13 protein-coding genes are annotated in these 17,968 nt (G+C 71.3%); 7 read left to right on the forward strand and 6 right to left on the reverse strand.

Annotated elements, in window-relative coordinates; all coding sequences use genetic code 11:
* Nucleotides 1-16 precede the first annotated feature (16 nt).
* A complete protein-coding gene (locus tag AB4Y74_RS05760; RefSeq protein ID WP_441798158.1) occupies nt 17-889 on the forward strand; it encodes a PHP domain-containing protein in 873 nt (290 codons plus the stop codon).
* 53 nt (nt 890-942) lie between these two features.
* Nucleotides 943-2,070: a coiled-coil domain-containing protein gene (locus AB4Y74_RS05765; RefSeq protein ID WP_441798159.1), complete on the forward strand. Its 1,128-nt coding sequence runs from the start codon at nt 943-945 to the stop codon at nt 2,068-2,070.
* A gap of 101 nt (nt 2,071-2,171) precedes the next feature.
* Here AB4Y74_RS05765 and AB4Y74_RS05770 read toward each other — a convergent pair whose 3' ends face one another.
* On the reverse strand, nt 2,172-3,680 hold the full coding sequence (locus AB4Y74_RS05770; RefSeq protein WP_441798160.1) for a DEAD/DEAH box helicase: 1,509 nt from the start codon (nt 3,678-3,680) through the stop codon (nt 2,172-2,174).
* 125 nt (nt 3,681-3,805) lie between these two features.
* On the opposite strand from AB4Y74_RS05770, the gene AB4Y74_RS05775 reads away from it, so the two are divergent.
* The gene (locus tag AB4Y74_RS05775; protein ID WP_441798161.1) at nt 3,806-4,522 is read left to right on the forward strand and encodes a ferritin-like fold-containing protein; all 717 of its coding nucleotides are present in this window, start codon (nt 3,806-3,808) and stop codon (nt 4,520-4,522) included.
* Between the two features lie 97 nt (nt 4,523-4,619).
* Here the strand turns inward: AB4Y74_RS05775 and AB4Y74_RS05780 are convergent, their stop codons facing one another.
* Both AB4Y74_RS05780 and AB4Y74_RS05785 read right to left on the reverse strand, forming a co-directional pair.
* A complete protein-coding gene (locus AB4Y74_RS05780) occupies nt 4,620-4,922 on the reverse strand; it encodes a hypothetical protein (RefSeq protein WP_441798162.1) in 303 nt (100 codons plus the stop codon).
* A gap of 9 nt (nt 4,923-4,931) precedes the next feature.
* A complete protein-coding gene (locus tag AB4Y74_RS05785) occupies nt 4,932-5,156 on the reverse strand; it encodes a DUF3107 domain-containing protein (protein ID WP_441798163.1) in 225 nt (74 codons plus the stop codon).
* 126 nt (nt 5,157-5,282) lie between these two features.
* Here AB4Y74_RS05785 and AB4Y74_RS05790 point away from each other — a divergent pair, with 126 nt between their 5' ends.
* Nucleotides 5,283-8,426, forward strand: a complete 3,144-nt coding sequence (locus tag AB4Y74_RS05790; RefSeq protein ID WP_441798164.1) for an ATP-dependent helicase — start codon at nt 5,283-5,285, stop codon at nt 8,424-8,426.
* Nucleotides 8,423-11,794, forward strand: a complete 3,372-nt coding sequence (locus tag AB4Y74_RS05795) for a UvrD-helicase domain-containing protein (protein WP_441798165.1) — start codon at nt 8,423-8,425, stop codon at nt 11,792-11,794. Before AB4Y74_RS05790 ends, AB4Y74_RS05795 begins: the two co-directional genes overlap by 4 nt.
* On the opposite strand, the gene AB4Y74_RS05800 is transcribed toward AB4Y74_RS05795, so the two are convergent.
* On the reverse strand, nt 11,725-12,798 hold the full coding sequence (locus AB4Y74_RS05800) for a phosphotransferase (RefSeq protein WP_441798166.1): 1,074 nt from the start codon (nt 12,796-12,798) through the stop codon (nt 11,725-11,727). The two genes, AB4Y74_RS05795 and AB4Y74_RS05800, sit on opposite strands and share 70 nt — an antisense overlap.
* Nucleotides 12,799-12,859: 61 nt before the next feature.
* Here AB4Y74_RS05800 and nudC point away from each other — a divergent pair, with 61 nt between their 5' ends.
* Together nudC and AB4Y74_RS05810 are read left to right on the forward strand one after the other, a co-directional pair.
* Complete coding sequence (nudC, locus tag AB4Y74_RS05805) at nt 12,860-13,879, forward strand: NAD(+) diphosphatase (RefSeq protein WP_441798167.1); 1,020 nt, start codon at nt 12,860-12,862, stop codon at nt 13,877-13,879.
* Entirely contained in the window at nt 13,876-15,675 is a 1,800-nt protein-coding gene (locus AB4Y74_RS05810) for an ATP-dependent helicase (RefSeq protein WP_441798168.1), read from the forward strand. Before nudC ends, AB4Y74_RS05810 begins: the two co-directional genes overlap by 4 nt.
* On the opposite strand, the gene AB4Y74_RS05815 is transcribed toward AB4Y74_RS05810, so the two are convergent.
* Complete coding sequence (locus AB4Y74_RS05815) at nt 15,620-16,426, reverse strand: hypothetical protein (RefSeq protein WP_441798169.1); 807 nt, start codon at nt 16,424-16,426, stop codon at nt 15,620-15,622. The two genes, AB4Y74_RS05810 and AB4Y74_RS05815, sit on opposite strands and share 56 nt — an antisense overlap.
* A gap of 78 nt (nt 16,427-16,504) precedes the next feature.
* Nucleotides 16,505-17,866, reverse strand: a complete 1,362-nt coding sequence (locus AB4Y74_RS05820) for a zinc-dependent metalloprotease (RefSeq protein ID WP_441798170.1) — start codon at nt 17,864-17,866, stop codon at nt 16,505-16,507.
* Between the last annotated feature and the right edge of the window lie 102 nt (nt 17,867-17,968).

Genomic DNA, 17,968 nt, shown 5'->3' on the forward strand with positions numbered 1-17,968 from the left:
TCCTAGGATGGTCAGCATGGCTGATGAGCGACGGTTCCGTGGTCCCGTCGACCTTCATACGCATTCGAGCGTCTCCGACGGCACCGAGACGCCGGCCGAGCTGGTGCGCGCCGCCGCGGCGGCAGGTCTCGGCACGGTCGCACTCACCGACCACGACTCGACCGCAGGCTGGCCGGATGCCGCAGCCGAGGCCGGCCGTCTCGGCGTCACTTTCATCCCCGGCATGGAGCTGTCCACGCGCATCGAGTTCGCGAGCGTCCACATGCTCGGCTATCTCTTCGACCCCGCCAATGAGGCCCTGGTCGCGGAGACGAAGCGGATCCGCGAGGGACGGATGAAGCGGGCGGAGGACATGGTGCGCCGCATCTCCGCCGACTACGACGTCACCTGGGACGACGTGCTCGCGCAGGCGACCGAGGGCGCAACCGTCGGCCGTCCGCACATCGCCGACGCACTCGTCGCCCGTGGGCTGGCGTCCGATCGCAGCGCCGCCTTCGCCGGCATCCTGCACTGGCGGAGCGGCTACTTCCAGCCGCACTACGCCCCGGAGCCGCTGACCGGTGTCCGTCTGATCCGCGGCGCGGGCGGCCTGCCGGTGCTCGCGCATCCCGCGACGGGAGGCCGTAGCCGTGTGATCCCGGAGGACCGGCTCCGGCGGCTGGTCGACGCCGGCCTGTTCGGCCTGGAGCTCGATCACCGCGAGAACACCCCGGATGGGGTCGCTCGGCTTCGTGAGCTGGCGAACCGCTACGGCCTCCGGATCACCGGCTCCAGCGACTATCACGGTGCGGGCAAGCCCAACCGGCTGGGCGAGAACACGACCGATCCTGCCGTTCTCGACGCGATGATCGAAGAAGCGACAGGCGCGGCGCCTTTCTACGCTCCGTGACCGGCAGCGCATAGCCTTGACCCCGGCGGGGGATCGGGAAGCGAGGTGCGCGGGTGAGACGGTTCTGGCGAGGATCTGCGGTCGCGGCCGCCCTGACCGCGGCACTGGTGATCGCCGGTGGTGCCGCTCCGGCCAACGCTGATTCGTATCCCTCGTGGGATGACGTGCAGGCCGCCAAGAACAACGCGACTGCCGCGCAGGCCGAGGTGAACCGCATCAACGGTCTCCTCCAGGGGCTCCAGACCGCTGCCAACGCGGCGGGCGACCTCGCGGTGAAGCGGTTGGGCGAATACGGTGCGGCCGAGCTGGCGCTGCAGAACGCCACGGCGAAAGCGCAGGACCTCGCGCAGCAGGCGCAGGACGCGGCGACCAAGGCCGACGAGCTGAAGTCGCAGAGCGGAAAGCTCGCCGAGCAGCTGACCCGCGCGGGCACATCGTCCGTGTCGCTCCGGCTGTTCCTCAGCCCGACCGCCTCCAGCTCCCAGTCGCTCCTGTACCAACTGGGCGCCGTCTCCAAGCTGGCAGACCGCTCGAGCTCACTCTTCGCGCAGGCGAACGCTCAGAAGAATCTGGCCTCATCGCTGAGTGCGCAGGCGGCGAACGCCCAGACGATCCGCGACCAGCTCGCGACCGCGGCGAAGAAGGCCCTCGAGGTCGCCACGGCGGCGAAGCAGGCGGCGGATGCGCAGCTCGCCGACCAGAAACAGCACGCGAACACCCTCTACGCCCAGCTCGCGAGCCTCAAGAACACCGAGGCGTCGGTCGAGCAGCAGTATGCCGCGGGGCAGGCGGCTGCAGCGGCTGCCGCGGCTGCCGCGAACCCCGGCGGCGGCTCCGACGGGTTCGCCCCGCCGCCCGGAATGGTCGTCGACCCGGCGGGCGCCCAGGCGTACGCCGCGAGTCGCCTCGGCGCGTACGGCTGGGACGGTGGTCAGATGCCGTGCCTGATCAAGCTGTGGAACCACGAGTCCGGCTGGCGCGCCGACGCGTACAACACGTCGAGCGGCGCCTACGGCATCCCGCAGGCCTGGCCGGCCAGCAAGCTGGCGAGTGCCGGGGCCGACTGGATGACCAACCAGAACACGCAGGTCAACTGGGGACTCGACTACATCAACCGCGCCTACGGCTCACCGTGCGCCGCGTGGACCTTCGAGATGAGTCACGACCCGAACTGGTACTGACCCCAGTCGGTATCGACGCGAAGAGCTCCTGAGTTCTTCGGCTCTGCGACGGTGTGTCGCTCGAAGAACTCAGGAGCTCTGGGCGTGAGGTGGGCGTGCGCTCAGCTGGCGGGCGTCGCAGCGGAGCCACCGCGCGAACGGCGGCGACGACGGCGCGGAGCGCTGTTGCCGTCGCGGTGCTGGACACCGCCGCCGTCGTGGGTCCCGGTCGCGACGTTATCGACGCCGTCCGGCGTCGTGTTCTGCGCTGGCGACTCCGAGCCGCCCTGAGCCGCCGCGTCGCCGGAGGCACCCTCGCTCGCGGTTCCGCGGGTGCGGCGACGGCGTGAGCCATCGCCTCCCTCGGGACGCGAAGCATCGGTCCTGCCGCCACGCGTGGAGTCGTTGCGGCCGCCCCGTGGGACGTCCGGGGACTTCACGGCGGGCGTCGGCTTGAGCCGGCCCTTGACGCCCTGAGGGATGTCGAGGTCGGTGAAGAGGTGCGGCGACGACGAGTAGGTCTCGGTCGGCTCCGGCTGGCCGAATTCCAGCGCCCGGTTGATGAGCGCCCACTTGTGCAGGTCGTCCCAGTCCACGAACGTGACGGCGATGCCGGTCTTGCCCGCGCGTCCGGTGCGGCCGACGCGGTGCAGGTAGGTCTTCTCGTCCTCGGGGATCGTGTGGTTGATGACGTGCGTCACATCGTCGACGTCGATACCGCGGGCGGCGACATCCGTCGCGATCAGCACATCGCGCTTGCCGGCCTTGAACGACGCCATGGCGCGCTCGCGCTGCTCCTGGTTGAGGTCGCCGTGCACGGCAGCGGCGTTGAAGCCGCGGTCGTTGAGCTCCTCGACCAGCTTGGCCGCTGCGCGCTTCGTGCGGGTGAAGATGACGGTCTTGCCGCGACCCTCGGCCTGCAGGATGCGGGCGATGACCTCGTCCTTGTCCATCGAGTGCGCACGGTAGACGAGGTGCTTGATGTTGGCCTGGATCTGGCCTTCATCGGGGTCGCTGGCGCGGATGTGCACGGGCTTCGTCATGAACCGGCGCGCGAGCGCGACGATCGGGCCCGGCATGGTGGCAGAGAAGAGCATGGTGTGCCGGGTGGCCGGCGTCTGGGCGAAGAGCTTCTCGATGTCGGCGAGGAAGCCGAGGTCGAGCATCTTGTCGGCCTCGTCGAGCACCATCTCGCTGACGTTCGCCAGACTCAGCAACCGCTGGCCGGCGAGGTCGAGCAGGCGGCCAGGGGTGCCGACGACGATCTGCGCGCCCGCCTTCAGCTGGGCGACCTGGCCTTCGTAGGCCTTTCCGCCGTAAATCGCGGCGATCGTGGTGGGGCGGCCCGACGCGGCCGTCTCGAGGTCTTCGTAGACCTGGATGGCCAGCTCGCGCGTCGGGACGACGACGAGGGCCTTCACGCCGGGCTCCGGGTCGAGCCCGAGGCGCTGGATGAGCGGGAGGCCGAAGCCGAGGGTCTTGCCCGTGCCCGTCTTGGCCTGACCGATGATGTCCTGGCCGGTGAGAGCGAGGGGGATCGTCTGGGTCTGGATGGGGAACGGCTCGATGATGCCCTTGGCCGCGAGGGCGTCGACCATGTCCTGGTCGATGTTGAGTTCTGAGAAAGTCACTGGTGAGTATGCCTGTCGATTCGATCGGAGTTTCTACGCCCTCTTCTCTGTCGCAGGCGTAGGGCCGTCGATCCTGCGCCGACGGCGACACAAGCCTACTGGACCGTCCCGATACACTGCTGAGCGTGTCAACTTGGTTCACCCGACGACGGTCGTCCGTCGAACTCCCGCGCCTGACTCCGCGTCCGCGGCCTGTCGCCTCTGTGCGCGTGGACCTGCATGAGGTCATGCCGGAGCTGGTGCCCTATCTGGGCCAGGCCGCCTACCTCCAGCTGGAGCAGTTCGAGACGCTGTCGCGGGTCGCCGCGGAGACGGACGACCTGCACGCGAAAGGCCTGGTCTCCGCCGCGGCGGGGCATGCGTTGTCCAAGCACCAGGGGATCGTGGCGGAGATCCGGCGCCGCGGGAGCGACCCGGCCGAGGCCATGGAGCCGTTCGCGGCCGAGATCGAGGGCTTCAGCGCGCTCATCGTCGGGGCCGACTGGCGCGAGACGCTGCTGTCTGCGCTCGTGACCGGCGGTCTGCTCGACGACTTCTTCATCCGGCTCGCTGCGGGACTGCCTGGCGATGTCGGTTCGCGCATCGCCCACCTCCTCGGCTCGGAGTCTGGGCAGGAGGGCGTGCTCGAGGTGCTGCGCGCGGAGATCGGGGCAGATCCACTGCTCGGCTCGCGTCTGGCGATGTGGGGTCGTCGTCTCGTCGGAGACACGCTGCTCGTCGCCCGCTCGGCTCTGCACCTGTCGGGCAACCGGGCTACCGACGAGGAGCGGATCGAACCGATCTTCACCGAGCTGATCGCCGCACACACGCGCCGTATGGATGCGCTCGGCCTGACCGCCTAGCCGGCCGCGGATCGTCTGCCCCGATTGGGGACATCTGCGGCCCGGCGCGCAGCCGCAGACGTTACGAACGACCGCACTCGTCCGAAGGCCGGCGCGGTCAGCGCGCGACGGCGCCCTTGGTCAGCTGGTGCAGCATGCGGTCGTCGCCCGCGGTGCGCAGGCGGCCGACCACCACATCGGTCAGGGCGACGACGAGCGCTGTGCCGAGGAGCGTGATCCACCAGATCCAGCCTCCGTTCCATCGGAGGCCCGCCCAGGTGAGGGCGACCCAGAGGACGGAGGCGGACACCACCCCGACGGCCGGGATCAGCACGGAACCGTGGGTGTGGCGGTGCGGCAAGAGGTAGCGTCCGGCGAGGCCGATGATGGCGCCGCCGAGGACGACGAAGAGCAGTTCCACGAGTGGAGGCTAGCCGACGAAGCCGATCCGGCGCGATTCCTCGGTGCCGAACTCGACGTAAGCGATGCCGGCAGTGGGCACGACGTAGTGGCGGCCCTTGTCGTCGGTGAGCTCGAGCACGCCGCCGCCGTTCGTCAGCGCGGTCTTCACCTGCCCGGTGAGCTCTTCGGCCGGCTGCGAGGACTCGAAGCTGAGCTCGCGGGGGGCGTTGACGATTCCGATGCGGATCTCCACGACAGTACCTTTCGGGTGTTCTGGGTCATTTCGAGTCTGACCGGCGGGTGTGAGTTCAGACTACGGCACACGGCTCGCGGCCCCCGCTCGCGTTCTCTGTCGGCGGACGCCGATACCGTGAAAGACATGACGACGCCAGGCTTCCGGATGCGCGCCGAACGGGACGCCGTCGCGGGCCCCGTGGCGCTCGACGGCTCCCAGGCGGAGGTGCTCACCCTGCCCGACGGCGCGGCCGCGGCGGTCTTCGGCGCACCGGGCACCGGCAAGACGACGACGCTCGTGGAGGCGGTGGCTGAGCGCGTGCTCGGGCGCGGCTACGCGACGCACGAAGTTCTCGCGCTGAGCGCATCCCGCACAGCAGCGACGGCCCTGCGCGACCGCATCGCGCTCCGCCTCGACGTACCGACCAACGGCCCGCTCGCGCGGACCGCGACCTCGCTCGCCTTCCAACTGGTGGGGGAGCGCGCCCGCCGCACAGGTGCCGAGCCGCCGCGCCTCCTGACCGGTGGCGAGCAGGACCAGATCATCGCCGAGCTGCTCAGCGGCCATATGGAGGACGGCACGGGCCCGGCGTGGCCCGAGCCGCTCGTCGAGGAGGTGCGCGCGCTGCGCGGTTTCCGGACGGAGCTGCGCGAGCTGATGGCCCGCTGCGCCGAGCGCGGGGTCACGCCGGCGAGGCTGTCGGAGCTCGGTGCGATCACCGGCCACGACGAGTGGCGTGCCGCGGCCCGCTTCATCGCCGAGTACCAACTGGTGGTCGACAGCTATCGCGGTGGCTTCGTCGACTCCGCGGAGCTGATCGCCTCCGCGGTGACGGTCGTTCGCGAGGGCAGCTCGCTCGACGGGCTGCGCGCCGTGTTCGTCGACGATCTGCAGGAGGCCACGGTCGCCACCCTCGCTCTGCTGCGCGCCTTCGCCGATCGCGGTGTCGCCGTCGTGGCCTTCGGCGACCCGGATGTCGCCTCCACCACGTTCCGCGGCGCCGAGACGACCGCGCTCGGCCAGTTGGAGTCACGGCTCGGCGTCCCGGTGACGCGGTTCGTCCTGACGACGGCACACCGGCAGACACCCGCACTTCGCGAGCTGACCGCGCGCGTCACCGAGCGGATCGGGACGGCGGCGGCGGGCGTGCAGCGTACGGCGGCAGCCGGGCGGCCCGAGCCGGAGGCGGTGGCGGGCGACGAGCACGAGCGCCCAGAGGTCGTGCGGCTCGTCGCATCCTCCGCCCCGTCGGAGGCGTCACGACTCGCTCGCAAGCTGCGCGAGCGGCACCTGCTCGACGGGGTGCCGTGGAGCGAGATGGCGGTGATCGTGCGGTCCGGCGCACACGTCCCGGCCCTCGCGCGCGCCCTCGCGGTCGCGGAGGTGCCGACGACCACGAGCATCGCCGGGAGGCCGCTGCGCGACGACTTCGCCGCTCGTCAGCTGGTGACCGTGGTGGGTGTCCAGCTGGGCGCGATCGAGCTCACGCCGATCGCCGCGACCGAGCTTCTCCTCGGGCCGTTCGGCGGCCTCGACAGCGTCAGCCTGCGCCGGCTCCGGCTCGCCCTCCGCCAGGAGGAGCTCTCCGGCGAGGGCAACCGTCCCGGCGACGAACTACTGGTGGAGGCGTTGCAGCATCCTGCCCACCTCGCCACGATCGACGCCGCGCCCGCACGCCGCGCCGCCCGGCTGGCCGAGACGCTGCGTTCGGGCCGCGAGAAGGCGGCGCAGGGCGCCTCGGTGGAGGAGCTGCTGTGGCACGCCTGGGAGCGCAGCGGTCTGGCCGCGCGCTGGCTGGCGCACTCGGAGCGGAGCGGCATCGTCGCCGATGAGGCCAACCGCCACCTCGACGGGATCGTCGCCCTGTTCACCGCCGCCCGGCGGTTCGTGGAGCGGTACCCCGAGCGGCCGGCCTCGGACTTCGTCGTGGAGCTCCTCGGTGCCGAGGTGCCGGAAGACACCCTCGCTGCCCGCACCGCGGGCGAGGCCGTGCTCGTCTGCACGCCGAGCGCGGCCATCGGTCGCGAGTTCGAAGTGGTGGCGGTCGCCGGGCTGCAGGAGAGCGTCTGGCCCAACCTCCGCCTCCGCGGTTCGTTGCTGCACCCGCAGGAGCTCGCCGATGCGGTGGAGGGTCGCGCGACCGAAACGGAAGATGCGCGCGCCGAGGTGCTCGGCGACGAACTGCGGATGTTCGCGCTCGCCGTCTCCCGTTCCCGCGGCCAGGTGCTGATCACCGCGACGGCCAACGACGACGAGCAGCCCTCCCCGTTCCTCCGCCTCGCAGGGGAGCTCGCGACCGATGACGAGGACGAGGGAGCCCATCCGCTGTCGTTGCGCGGCATGGTCGGACGACTGCGCCGTCGTCTGGTCACGACCGGTGCGCCCGACGCGGCACACGCCCTGGCCCGCCTGGCGGACGCCGAGGTGGACGGCGCCGATCCGTCGTCCTGGTACGGACTGCTCGAACCGTCCACCGTCGAACCTCTGGTCGATCTGGACGACCCGGAGACGGTGGTCCGCGTCTCGCCGTCACGGCTCGAGACGTTCGAGAAGTCGCCGCTGGCCTGGTTCGTCGACACGATGGCCGCCTCGCCCAGCGGGCTCGCCGCCGGAATCGGCACGGTCGTCCACGCCGTCATGGAGGAGGCGAGCACGAGCGACGACCGCGATCTCAGCGTCGAACGGCTCTGGCAGGGCATCGAGAAGCGGTGGGGAGAGCTGGCCTTCGAATCGCCGTGGCTGGAGGAGAAGGAGCGCAGGCGCACGCGCACGCTGACGGCGGGCGTCTCGGAGTACCTGCGCGACTTCGAACGCGCCGGCGGGACCTTGCTCGGCTCCGAGGGCGCTTTCGAGCTGCGGGTGGGCCGCGCCCTCGTCCGCGGAACGATCGACCGCGTCGAGCACACGCCCGACGGGACGGTCGTCATCGTCGACCTCAAGACCGGCAACCGAACGCCGTCCGCGGCCGCCGAGCACGCTCAGCTGGGTGCCTACCAGCTCGCGCTGGAACACGGAGCGATCGAACAGGCCGGCGAGCGGCCGTCCGGTGGTGCGAAGCTGCTCTTCGTCGCGAAAGGCGTCCGTGGCAAGGGCTACCGAGAGGTGGCCCAGGACCGCGTCGACGACGCGGCCCTCGAGCGGCTGCGCGAGCGCGTCGCCCGGGCCGCCGACGGGATGGCTGCGGCCACCTTCGCCGGAGTGGTCGACCTGGGCGAACGCGACCCGCACGGAAAGTACGAGTACCGCATCCACCTGGTGCCGGCGGTCAGCGCGGGAGGGGGAGCATGACGGACGAGGCGACGCACATCGACGACGACAGCCTGTTGGAGTGGGCGGCCGAGCAGGCCGACCTGGACCTGGTGGAGCAGGCCTTCACGCTGGCGGAAGCGCAGGAGCCCGAGGCCGCCACCCGGAAGCCTGTTCGCGCACTCAGCGCTGCCGCCATCGCCGAGGCTCTGGACCTGCCGATGCCCACGCCGCAGCAGCAGGCGGTCATCGAGGCACCGCTGCGTCCGGCCATCGTGGTGGCGGGCGCCGGCAGCGGCAAGACCGAGACCATGGCGAACCGGGTGGTCTGGCTGCTGGCGAACGGTCACGTCCGCGTTCCCGAGATCCTCGGGCTCACCTTCACCCGCAAGGCGGCGGGCGAGCTCGCCGGGCGCATCCGCACCCGCATCGAGCAGCTGGTCGCGTCCGGGGTGACCGATGTCGAATTCGACCCCTTCGAGGCCCCGGAAGTCGCCACGTACAACGCCTTCGCGAACGCGATCTTCCGCGAGAATGCGCTCCTCATCGGTCGTGAGCCCGAGTCGGCGGTGCTCAGTGAGGCGTCCGCCTGGCAGCTCGCGCGGCGCCTCGTCGTCACCAGTACCGACGACCGCCTCGTCGAGTTGGACCGCGGGGTGGAGGCGGTCACCAGCGCGGTCGTCGGTCTCAGCCGGGCACTCAGCGAGAACGTCGCCGACGCGGCGGATGTCGAGCGGATGGTCGAGCACTTCGCGCGCGTCGCCGAGCTTCCCACGGGCAACGGCCGGGTGAAGGAGCTGTACGCTTCGGTGCGTTCCGCGGTCGACGCGGTCGGCTCGCTGCCGCCGTTGCTCGACCTCGCCCGCGCGTTCGCGGACGAGAAGCGGCGACGCGGCTTCGTCGAGTACTCCGACCAGGTGGCACTGGCGCTCTCGGTGTGCGAACGCCAGCCCGAGGTCGTCGCCGACTACCGGCGGCGGTTCCGCGTTGTCCTGCTCGACGAGTACCAGGACACCTCGGTGGTCCAGACCCGTCTGCTCTCCGGATTGTTCGCCGGCCAGCCGGTCATGGCCGTCGGCGACCCGCACCAATCGATCTACGGCTGGCGCGGCGCCAGTGCGGCGAACCTGGGTCGGTTCTCCGCCGACTTCACCGGCGAGCGTCCCGGCACCCCGGGCGCGGCGGACGAATACGCCCTCAGCACGAGCTGGCGGAACCCGACGCGGGTCCTCGACGCCGCGAACGTGCTGGTGGCACCGCTCACCGCCGCATCGCCGGTGCACGTCGAGCAGCTTCAACCGCGGCCGGGTGCGGTCGCGGGCGAGCTGGCGGCCGCGTTCGAGCAGACCGTGGCCGACGAGGCCGACACCGTCGCTCGCTGGCTCGGCGAGCGGCTGCGGGAGCGCGACGCCGGGGGCGTCCCGCCCAGTGCGGCGCTGCTCTGCCGGTCGCTCAAGAAGATCGACGTGTTCACGAGCGCGCTCGCGCGGCACCGCATCCCGTATCACGTGCTCGGTCTGGGCGGTCTGCTGGAGCAGCCGGTGATCGCCGATCTCGTGAGCGCCCTCCGGGTCATGCACGACCCGACCGCCGGGTCGGAGCTGATCCGGCTGCTCAGCGGCGCGAAGTGGCGCGTCGGCCCCAAAGACATTGCTGCGCTCCGGGATGTCGCCTCCTGGCTCGCCGAGCGCGACCACCGGCACCAGCGACTCGACCCCGACCTCCGCGACCGCCTCCGCCGTTCCGTCGCCGGCGAGGAGGGCGCCTCCCTGGTGGACGCGCTCGACTTCGTGCTCGAAGCGCCCGACGGCCACGGGCGCCTGGAGGGCTTCAGCCCGGCCGGGCTCGAGCGGATGCGCGATGCGGCACGGCGCCTCGACCACCTGCGCTCCCGGGTAGGTCTCGACCTGCTCGACCTCGTCACCCTCGTGCAGCAGGAGCTGCTGCTCGACATCGAGGTCGCCGCGAACGAGACCGCGCAGCTCGGCCAGGCCAGTCTCGACGCGTTCGCCGAGCAGGTGGCCTCCTATCTGGCGGCAGACGATCAGGCGACCCTGGGTTCGTTCCTCTCCTGGCTCGCCGAGGCCGAGCAGCGCGACAACCTGGCGCCGCGGAACGAGGACGCGGAGCCCGGAACGGTCCAGATCCTCACCATCCACGGTGCGAAGGGGCTCGAATGGGATGTTGTGGCCATCCCGCGCCTCGTCGACGGCGAGTTGCCCGGGCCGCCGCAGAGCCGGAAGGGGTGGCTGTCGTTCGGGCAGCTGCCGAACGAGTTCCGCGGCGACTCCGCCGAGCTGCCGGTGATCGCGTGGCGTACCGCCGACACGCAGAAGGACGTGAACGACTCGATCGTCGCGTTCGAGGAGGAGAACGTCGCCCGTCACCTCGACGAGCAGCGCCGCCTGATCTACGTAGCGGTCACCCGCGCCCGACGCCGTCTGCTGCTGACCGGGTCGTACTGGTCGACGCAGACGAAACCCCGCGGCCCCGGCGCCTACCTGCTCGAACTGCAGGCGGCGGGTCTGCTCGCCGAGGATGCGTTTCCCGACTGCGACGAACCCGATGAGAACCCGCTGGCGCTGACCTCCGCGACCGTCACCTGGCCCCTGGAGCCGCTGGGTGCGCGCCGTACCCGGGTTGAGGCCGCCGCCGACGCCGTGCGGCGAGCCCGTGAGCAGGGCGCGGGCGACGGCGGCAGCTACGCACGCGACCTCGACCTGTTGCTCGCCGAGCGCGCCCGCCGCGCGGAGGAGGCCGGGCTCGTCGAACTGCCCGCGCGTATCCCGGCGTCCCGATTCAAGGACTACGTCAGCGACCCGGCGGCTGTCGCCACGGCGCTGCGGAGGCCGATGCCCGAGCGTCCGTACCGGCAGACCCGGCTGGGTACGCTCTTCCACGGTTGGGTGGAGGAACGGTTCGGCACGATCGCCGGAGCCGCCGACGAACTCGACGCAAACAGTTCCGAGCTCGACGACCCCGCGGGCGACATCCTCGAGGCCGAGCGCTTCGCGGAGCTCAAGGCGACGTTCGAGCGGAGCGAGTGGTCGGGGCGCCGTCCGGAAGAGGTCGAGCTGGAGATCCACATCACGCTCGCCGGACAGGTCGTCGTCTGCAAGCTGGACGCGATCTACCGGTCCGAGGACGGACTCCACGACTACCAGATCGTCGACTGGAAGACCGGGAAGGCGCCGCGCGACGCGGACGATCTGGAGCGCAAGCAGCTTCAGCTCGCGCTCTACCGTCTCGCCTTCGCGCGCTACGCCGGCATCGACCCCGAACGGATCGACGCCGTCTTCTACTTCGTCGCCGACGACCGCGTGGTGCGGCCCGAACGGCTCTACGCGGAGGAGGAGTTGACGTCGCTCTGGTCGTCGGCCACCGGCTTCATGCCGCCCGAGCGGTTGTAGCCTTCGGCCCGGTCGCCCGGCGTGCGGTCGAGCATCGCCTCGACATCGCCGACGGCCATGATCGGGCCGGTGGCGGTCGACAGCGGGTTCATCGAGTTGCTGTGCACCCGATCTACCAGGCCGTCGAGCATCTCGACGGCGTCGTCAACGATCGTCTGGTCGCGGACCTCCCGGCCGTGCAGCAGCCAGCGGGCGACCTCGAGCTCCGCGTAGAGCATCGCCCGCTGCGTGAACTGCCGGTCGGTGGCCACCTGGCGGGTGGAGGCGTACGCGCCCAGCGCGCCGTCGGTCGCCTCCGGGTTCATCGCCAGCAGCCAGTGCAGGTCGCGCGCCGGGTCGCCGACGCGCAGCGCCGACCAGCCGAGGACTCCCGAGACGACATCGTCTTCAACGAGAAACGACTCGGCGGTGAGCGAGCCGTTGATCACGGTCGGCTGGAACTGCCAGATCGAGTGGTCGGCCGCGGCGTCGCGCCAGCGGTCACGCAGCGCGGTCGGCAGCAGGCCGGTGGATGCGGCGGACTCGATCACCGAGTTGGCCGCCGTCAAGCACTCGGCGGCCGACATCACCGGCAGCCCCGCCTCGCCGACGAACGCGGTGGGAAGGGCGTGGATGGCCGCGATGGCGTGGCCGATGGAGCCGGCCAGGCCGTCGCCCGGGGGCACGTCCTCGACCGTGATGTGGCGGCCGGGCAGGTAGTCGTAGACGACCGCGCGGGTTCCGGCAACGGGAGCCTGGCCCCGGTAGTGGGGAACGTCGAACGGCAGCCTGCTGCGGATGCCGGTGGTCAGCGCGCGCAAGGCGACCAGGTCGGCGCTCTGCTCGGTCTCCGCGACCTGAGTCGTGGGGACGCGCACGATGACGGTCGCGCCGTCCCTCGTGCTCAGCAGCGCGGAGTCGAAGTCGCCGGAGCCGCCGGCGCTGTGACTCCGAGCGCCGGAGACGTCGAGGTCGGGGACGGCCGAGGTGGCCAGCGCGGCTAGAGTGAAGTGGGATCTGGCCATGCATCTAGGCTAATTGGACCTCACCTGCGTTCGGCCTCCGCCACGCCCCGAAAGGACCTCGATGTCGTCCGCACTGACTCCCACTCTGCCGCTCGCGGCACTCCCGCTGTCGCGTCACGCGACCGACCGCGACCATGCGGCGCGTTCTCGTCCGGCACTCTTCGACGAGCTGTGGCAGGAGCCGACCACGCGCGTGCTTGCGCTCTGGAAGGGCCGCGCGCTGCTGACCGCCGAGAGCATCGCCGCCGCCACCCCGGCCTCGGACGGCTGGTCGTCGCCGGATGCAGGCCCCGCGTCCCTCGAACTCCTCCCGGTGGAGCGGGTCACTTCTGCGCTCATTCGTGTCTACCTCGGCCGCACGACGGTGGCCGCGGAGACCGAGCCGGCCGGCACTGCTGTCGTTCTGCAGGTTCTGACCGACGCGGCCGCTCTGGAGCTGGAGCCGGACGAGGCACGCTGGGGCAACCTCCGCACGGTGGCGACCGCGCTGACGGATCGCGACGCCGGGCTCTTCACGGAAGCCCTCGCGATGGCGAACTGGCACGCCTCGCACACGCACTGCCCGCGGTGCGGTTCACCGACCGTCGTCGAGCAGGCCGGATGGGTGCGCCGCTGCCTGGAGGACGGGTCCGAGATCTTCCCGCGCACCGATCCCGCCGTGATCGTGACCGTGCTGGACAAGGACGACCGGCTCCTGCTCGGCTCGAACGCCATGTGGGAGCACTCCCGCTACTCGCTGCTCGCGGGTTTCGTCGAGCCGGGGGAGTCGTTCGAGGCGGCGGTGGAGCGCGAGATGTTCGAGGAGGCCGGGGTGCGAGTCGTGGACGCGCGCTACAAGGGCTCTCAGCCGTGGCCGTTCCCGGCGTCGGTGATGGTGGGGATGACGGCGCGCCTTGCCGACGACCAGTCGGCGTCGGCGCTCGATCCGGACGGCGAGGAGATCCTCGACGTGCGCTGGTTCAGCCGTGACGAGCTGTGGGAGGCGCGGGAGCAGATCATCCTGCCGGGGCGGTCGTCGATCGCGCGATCCCTCATCGAGGACTGGTACGGCGGACCACTCGACGAGCCGCCGGCACCGTGAGCACGGAGCCCTCCACGGGTCCGGACGCGCTGCTCGCCGGTCTGGACGCTCAGCAGCGGGTGGCGGCGGAGGCCCTGTTCGGTCCCGTCTGCATCCTGGCCGGCGCCGGCACCGGCAAGACGCGGGCCATCACGCACCGCATCGCGTACGGCGTGGCTTCTGGTGCGTACGCACCGAACCGGGTGATGGCACTCACCTTCACCGCCCGAGCGGCCGCGGAGCTGCGGGGCCGGCTGCGTCAGCTCGGAGCCGGTGGCGTGTCTGCGCGCACGTTCCACTCGGCGGCTCTGGCGCAGCTCAACTACTTCTGGCCGCAGGTCGTCGGTGGCCAGCTGCCGTCCGTGCTCGACGGCAAGGGCCGCATCCTGGGCCACGCCGCTGAAACCCTCAAACTGAAGGTCGACACGGCGACGCTGCGCGATGTGGCGGCCGAGATCGAGTGGCGGAAGGTCTCGGGGCTCGGCATCGAGCAGTACACCGCCGCCGCGCGACCGACTCCCGGTTCGCTCTCGCCCGAGCAGGTCGCCGCATTGCTCCAGCGGTATGAGGATCTCAAGGACGAGCGCAAGCAGATCGACTTCGAGGATGTCCTGCTCGCGTGCGCCGGCATGATCGAGAGCGAACCCGCTGTCGCCATGCAGGTCCGCGAGCAGTACCGGTTCTTCACGGTGGACGAGTACCAGGATGTGTCACCGCTGCAGCACCAGCTGCTCGCCCTCTGGCTGGGCACCCGGAAGGACCTGTGCGTGGTGGGCGACGCGAGCCAGACGATCTACTCGTTCGCGGGCGCCCGCAGCGATTACCTGCTCGGGTTCGAGCACGAGCACCCCGGCGCCACCGTCGTCCGACTGGAGCAGAACTATCGGTCGACTCCTCCGGTGATCGACACGGCGAACCGCCTGATGCGCGGACGGTCCGGCGCCCTGACGCTGCGGCCGGCCGACGTCGCGCACGGTGACGACCGGGTGGCCGAGCCGGTGGCGGAGCCCGCCGCTTACGAGGATGACCGTGCCGAAGCTCGTGCGGTCGCCGAGCAGATCGCGGGCGAGCTCGCCGCAGGGGCACGACCCGAGCACATCGCGGTGCTGTACCGCGTCAACGTTCAGGCCGCGGCGCTCGAGCAGGCGCTCGGCGACCGGGGGATCAGCTACCAGATCCGCGGCGCCCGGCGGTTCTTCGACTTGCCGGAGGTGCGTCAGGCGGTCATGTCGCTCCGAGCAGCGAGCCTGGTGGCGAGCGCAGACCCGCTGTTCAAGTCGGTCAGCGATGTCCTGCGCTCGCTCGGCTGGTCCGTCCAGCCACCGGAAGTGCGGGGGGCCGTGCGGGAGCGCTGGGAGTCGCTGAACGCCCTCATGGGCCTGGTCGACGAGCAGCCGCCCGGGCAGACGATGCGCGGCTTCACGGACGAGCTGCTCGCGCGGCAGGCCGGACAGCACGAGCCGACCATGTCCGCCGTCACGCTGGCCACCTTGCACGCGGCGAAGGGCCTCGAATGGCCGTCCGTGTACGTGATCGGTCTGAGCGAGGGCCTCGTCCCGATCAGCTACGCCGGAACATTCGAGCAAGTGGATGAGGAACGCCGACTCCTCTACGTGGGCATCACCCGTGCCCGGCGACGGCTGCGCCTCAGCTGGGCGGCGCGCAGCAACCAGGCGGGCCGTCCCTCCCACCGGCAGCCTTCGCGGTTCCTCGCGGAGTTGCGCCCGACCGCCCCGCGCCCGTCCGATGCGGGACCGTCCGTCACGGCGGGAGGCCGAGGCACCCGCACTCGGGGTGCGGCGCCCACTCGCGGCTGACCCAGTCCCAGGCACCCCTCGGCAGCCGAGCGCTCACTCCCGACGGCGTCGTGCGACGCCCCTCTCCTCGCTCTGCGAGAAGAAGGGCGGCCACCCGCGCCGCGGTCGCGGCCGCGACGATCCCGGTCTCCGCGGGAGCGTCGCGGGTGTGCAGCTGCGTCGCCATCGCCGGCCAGGCCGGGTCGGCGTCCGTCCGGTGCAGGTCGACGCAGCGCAGGCAGGGCCCGCGTCCAGGCCGGACGTACGGCCCGACCGTGACGCCCGCATCGCCGAACACGATCGGCAGATGGGGCACGTCGCGACGCAGCCACCGGGCATGGCGCTGCGGCTCGACGGCATACGCCGCGACGATCACGGCGACGTCCGCCCGGTCGACCGCCGCGTCCGCCCAGTCGAGCCCGCTGCGGACCTCTGCGCCGGTATCCCGCAGGAGCGCTTCCACGGCCACCGCTGTCGGACCGGCTCCGTCGAGCACCACCAGTGGGGGACGAGGCGGCGGCTCCCGTCTCTGCGTCACCAGCACCGGGCCGAGCCGGTCGAGCAGCGCCGCAACCGCCGCACTCGGCGCACGGGCGCGGTCGGCGACCAGCTGCAACCCCTCCCTGCTGACTCCCGCGGCGAGGGCGACCAGCATCCGTTCGTCGGCGGAACTCACCCCGTCGAGGACGAGCGCGGGCTCATCCACCCCGAATTGGATGCAGTCCGGCGTGCGCCAGACGCGGGGGATGCGGGGATCGAGTGCGAGGACCATCCCCGAATCCTGCCGCACGGCAAGACCGGGTCAGCGGTTGTCCACAGACCGATCCGCAGACGGGATCGGTCCACAGGTTCAGCCCTCGGTCGGCCGGTCCCGATCGTCGCGGAGGAGGTCTTCGATCGCCTGGTCGAGCGCGTCCTGCTCCGGCTCCTGGCCGGTGGCCGCCGCGGTGAGCCGGGCGACGAGACCCGACGGGTCGTCGAGGTCGGTCGACTGGGGAAGGAGGTCGGGATGCGACCACAGGTCGTCGCGAGCGTCCATCCCCACCGCCTCGGTGACCGCCTGCCACATGGCGGCGGCCTCCCGCAGCCGGCGGGGCCGCAGCTCCAGCCCGACCAGCGTCGCGAAGGCCGACTCCGCCGGCCCTCCGGAGGCCCGGCGACGGCGGACCGTCTCGGCGATCGCGTCGGCGCGCGGCAGCAGCCGTGTCGCGTTCGCGGTGACGACGTCGACCCAGCCCTCGACGAGCGCGAGCACCGTCTCGAGTCGCGCCAGCGCCTCCTGCTGCTCCTCCGTGCGCGGCGGGATCAGCCGCCCGCTCACCATGGCGTCGCGCAGCTCCTCCGGGTTGGCAGGGTCGAAGTTCTCGGCCAGCGACTCCAGCGCGTCGGTGTCGATCGTGATGCCCTTCGCGAAGGCCGTGATCTGGGTGATGAGTTGCAGCCGCAGCCACTTCGCGTGCCGGAACAGGCGCGCGTGCGCCAGCTCGCGGACGGCGAGGTACAGCTGGATCTGATCCTCCGGGATGTCGAGCCCGTCACCGAACCCCGCCACGTTCTGCGGGATGAGCGCGGCCTGGCCGTCCGGCAGCAGCGGGATGCCGATGTCTCCGCCCGACACCACCTCCTTGGAGAGCTGCCCGACCACCTGGCCCAGCTGCATCGCGAACAGGGCGCCGCCGATGGAACGCATCACCTGGCCGGCATTCTGCAGCATCGCCTGCATCTCCTCCGGCGCCTGTTCGGCGAGCACGCGCGTGAGCGCGTCCGAGATGCTCAGGGCGACCGGCTCGGCCAGCTGCGTCCAGAGCGGCATCGTCTGGCGCGCCCACTCGGCGCGGCCGATCAATTCGGGCGTGCTGCTGAGTCCGGCGACCCCGGTGGCCTGGTCGAGCCAGAGCGAGGCGACATGGAAGGCCTGATCGAGGGAGGCGCGCTCGGCCGGAGTGACCGAGTGGCCGTCCTCGGCGGCGAGCTGGCGGGCCTGCTGCCCGGCGATGTCCCAGTTGATACCGCCACCGGGGTTCATCAGAGCGTTCTGCAGCTGGCCGAGGAGTGCCTGGATGCTGGCCGGATCATTCGGCAGACCTGCTGCGCCGGCCAACCGGCTCGGGTCGATGGATGCGCCGTTCCCTGACAGGAATTGGCTCAGCATGTCGCGGAACTCGTCGTCCTCGCGGTCCGGGTCCCGGTCGTCGTTGCGATCGTCGGCCATGGTCAGCGTCCCTACTTCTCGAAGTGAGCCGGCCGTCGGGTGAAGAGCCGTCGGCTCGGCTTCAGGCTCGTCATCTACGCTAGCCGCTGGCGCCGGGGAGGC

The sequence above is a fragment of the Leifsonia sp. RAF41 genome (genome assembly GCF_052114085.1).
Taxonomy (GTDB): domain Bacteria; phylum Actinomycetota; class Actinomycetes; order Actinomycetales; family Microbacteriaceae; genus Leifsonia.

What these genes read in the sequence shown, in the direction of transcription:
- AB4Y74_RS05760 (WP_441798158.1), top strand. Translation starts at nt 17, where the DNA reads ATGGCTGATGAGCGACGGTTCCGTGGTCCCGTCGACCTTCATACGCAT.
- AB4Y74_RS05790 (WP_441798164.1), top strand. Translation starts at nt 5,283, where the DNA reads ATGACGACGCCAGGCTTCCGGATGCGCGCCGAACGGGACGCCGTCGCG.
- AB4Y74_RS05795 (WP_441798165.1), top strand. Translation starts at nt 8,423, where the DNA reads ATGACGGACGAGGCGACGCACATCGACGACGACAGCCTGTTGGAGTGG.
- AB4Y74_RS05800 (WP_441798166.1), bottom strand. Translation starts at nt 12,798, where the DNA reads ATGGCCAGATCCCACTTCACTCTAGCCGCGCTGGCCACCTCGGCCGTC.
- nudC (WP_441798167.1), top strand. Translation starts at nt 12,860, where the DNA reads ATGTCGTCCGCACTGACTCCCACTCTGCCGCTCGCGGCACTCCCGCTG.
- AB4Y74_RS05815 (WP_441798169.1), bottom strand. Translation starts at nt 16,426, where the DNA reads ATGGTCCTCGCACTCGATCCCCGCATCCCCCGCGTCTGGCGCACGCCG.
- AB4Y74_RS05820 (WP_441798170.1), bottom strand. Translation starts at nt 17,866, where the DNA reads ATGGCCGACGATCGCAACGACGACCGGGACCCGGACCGCGAGGACGAC.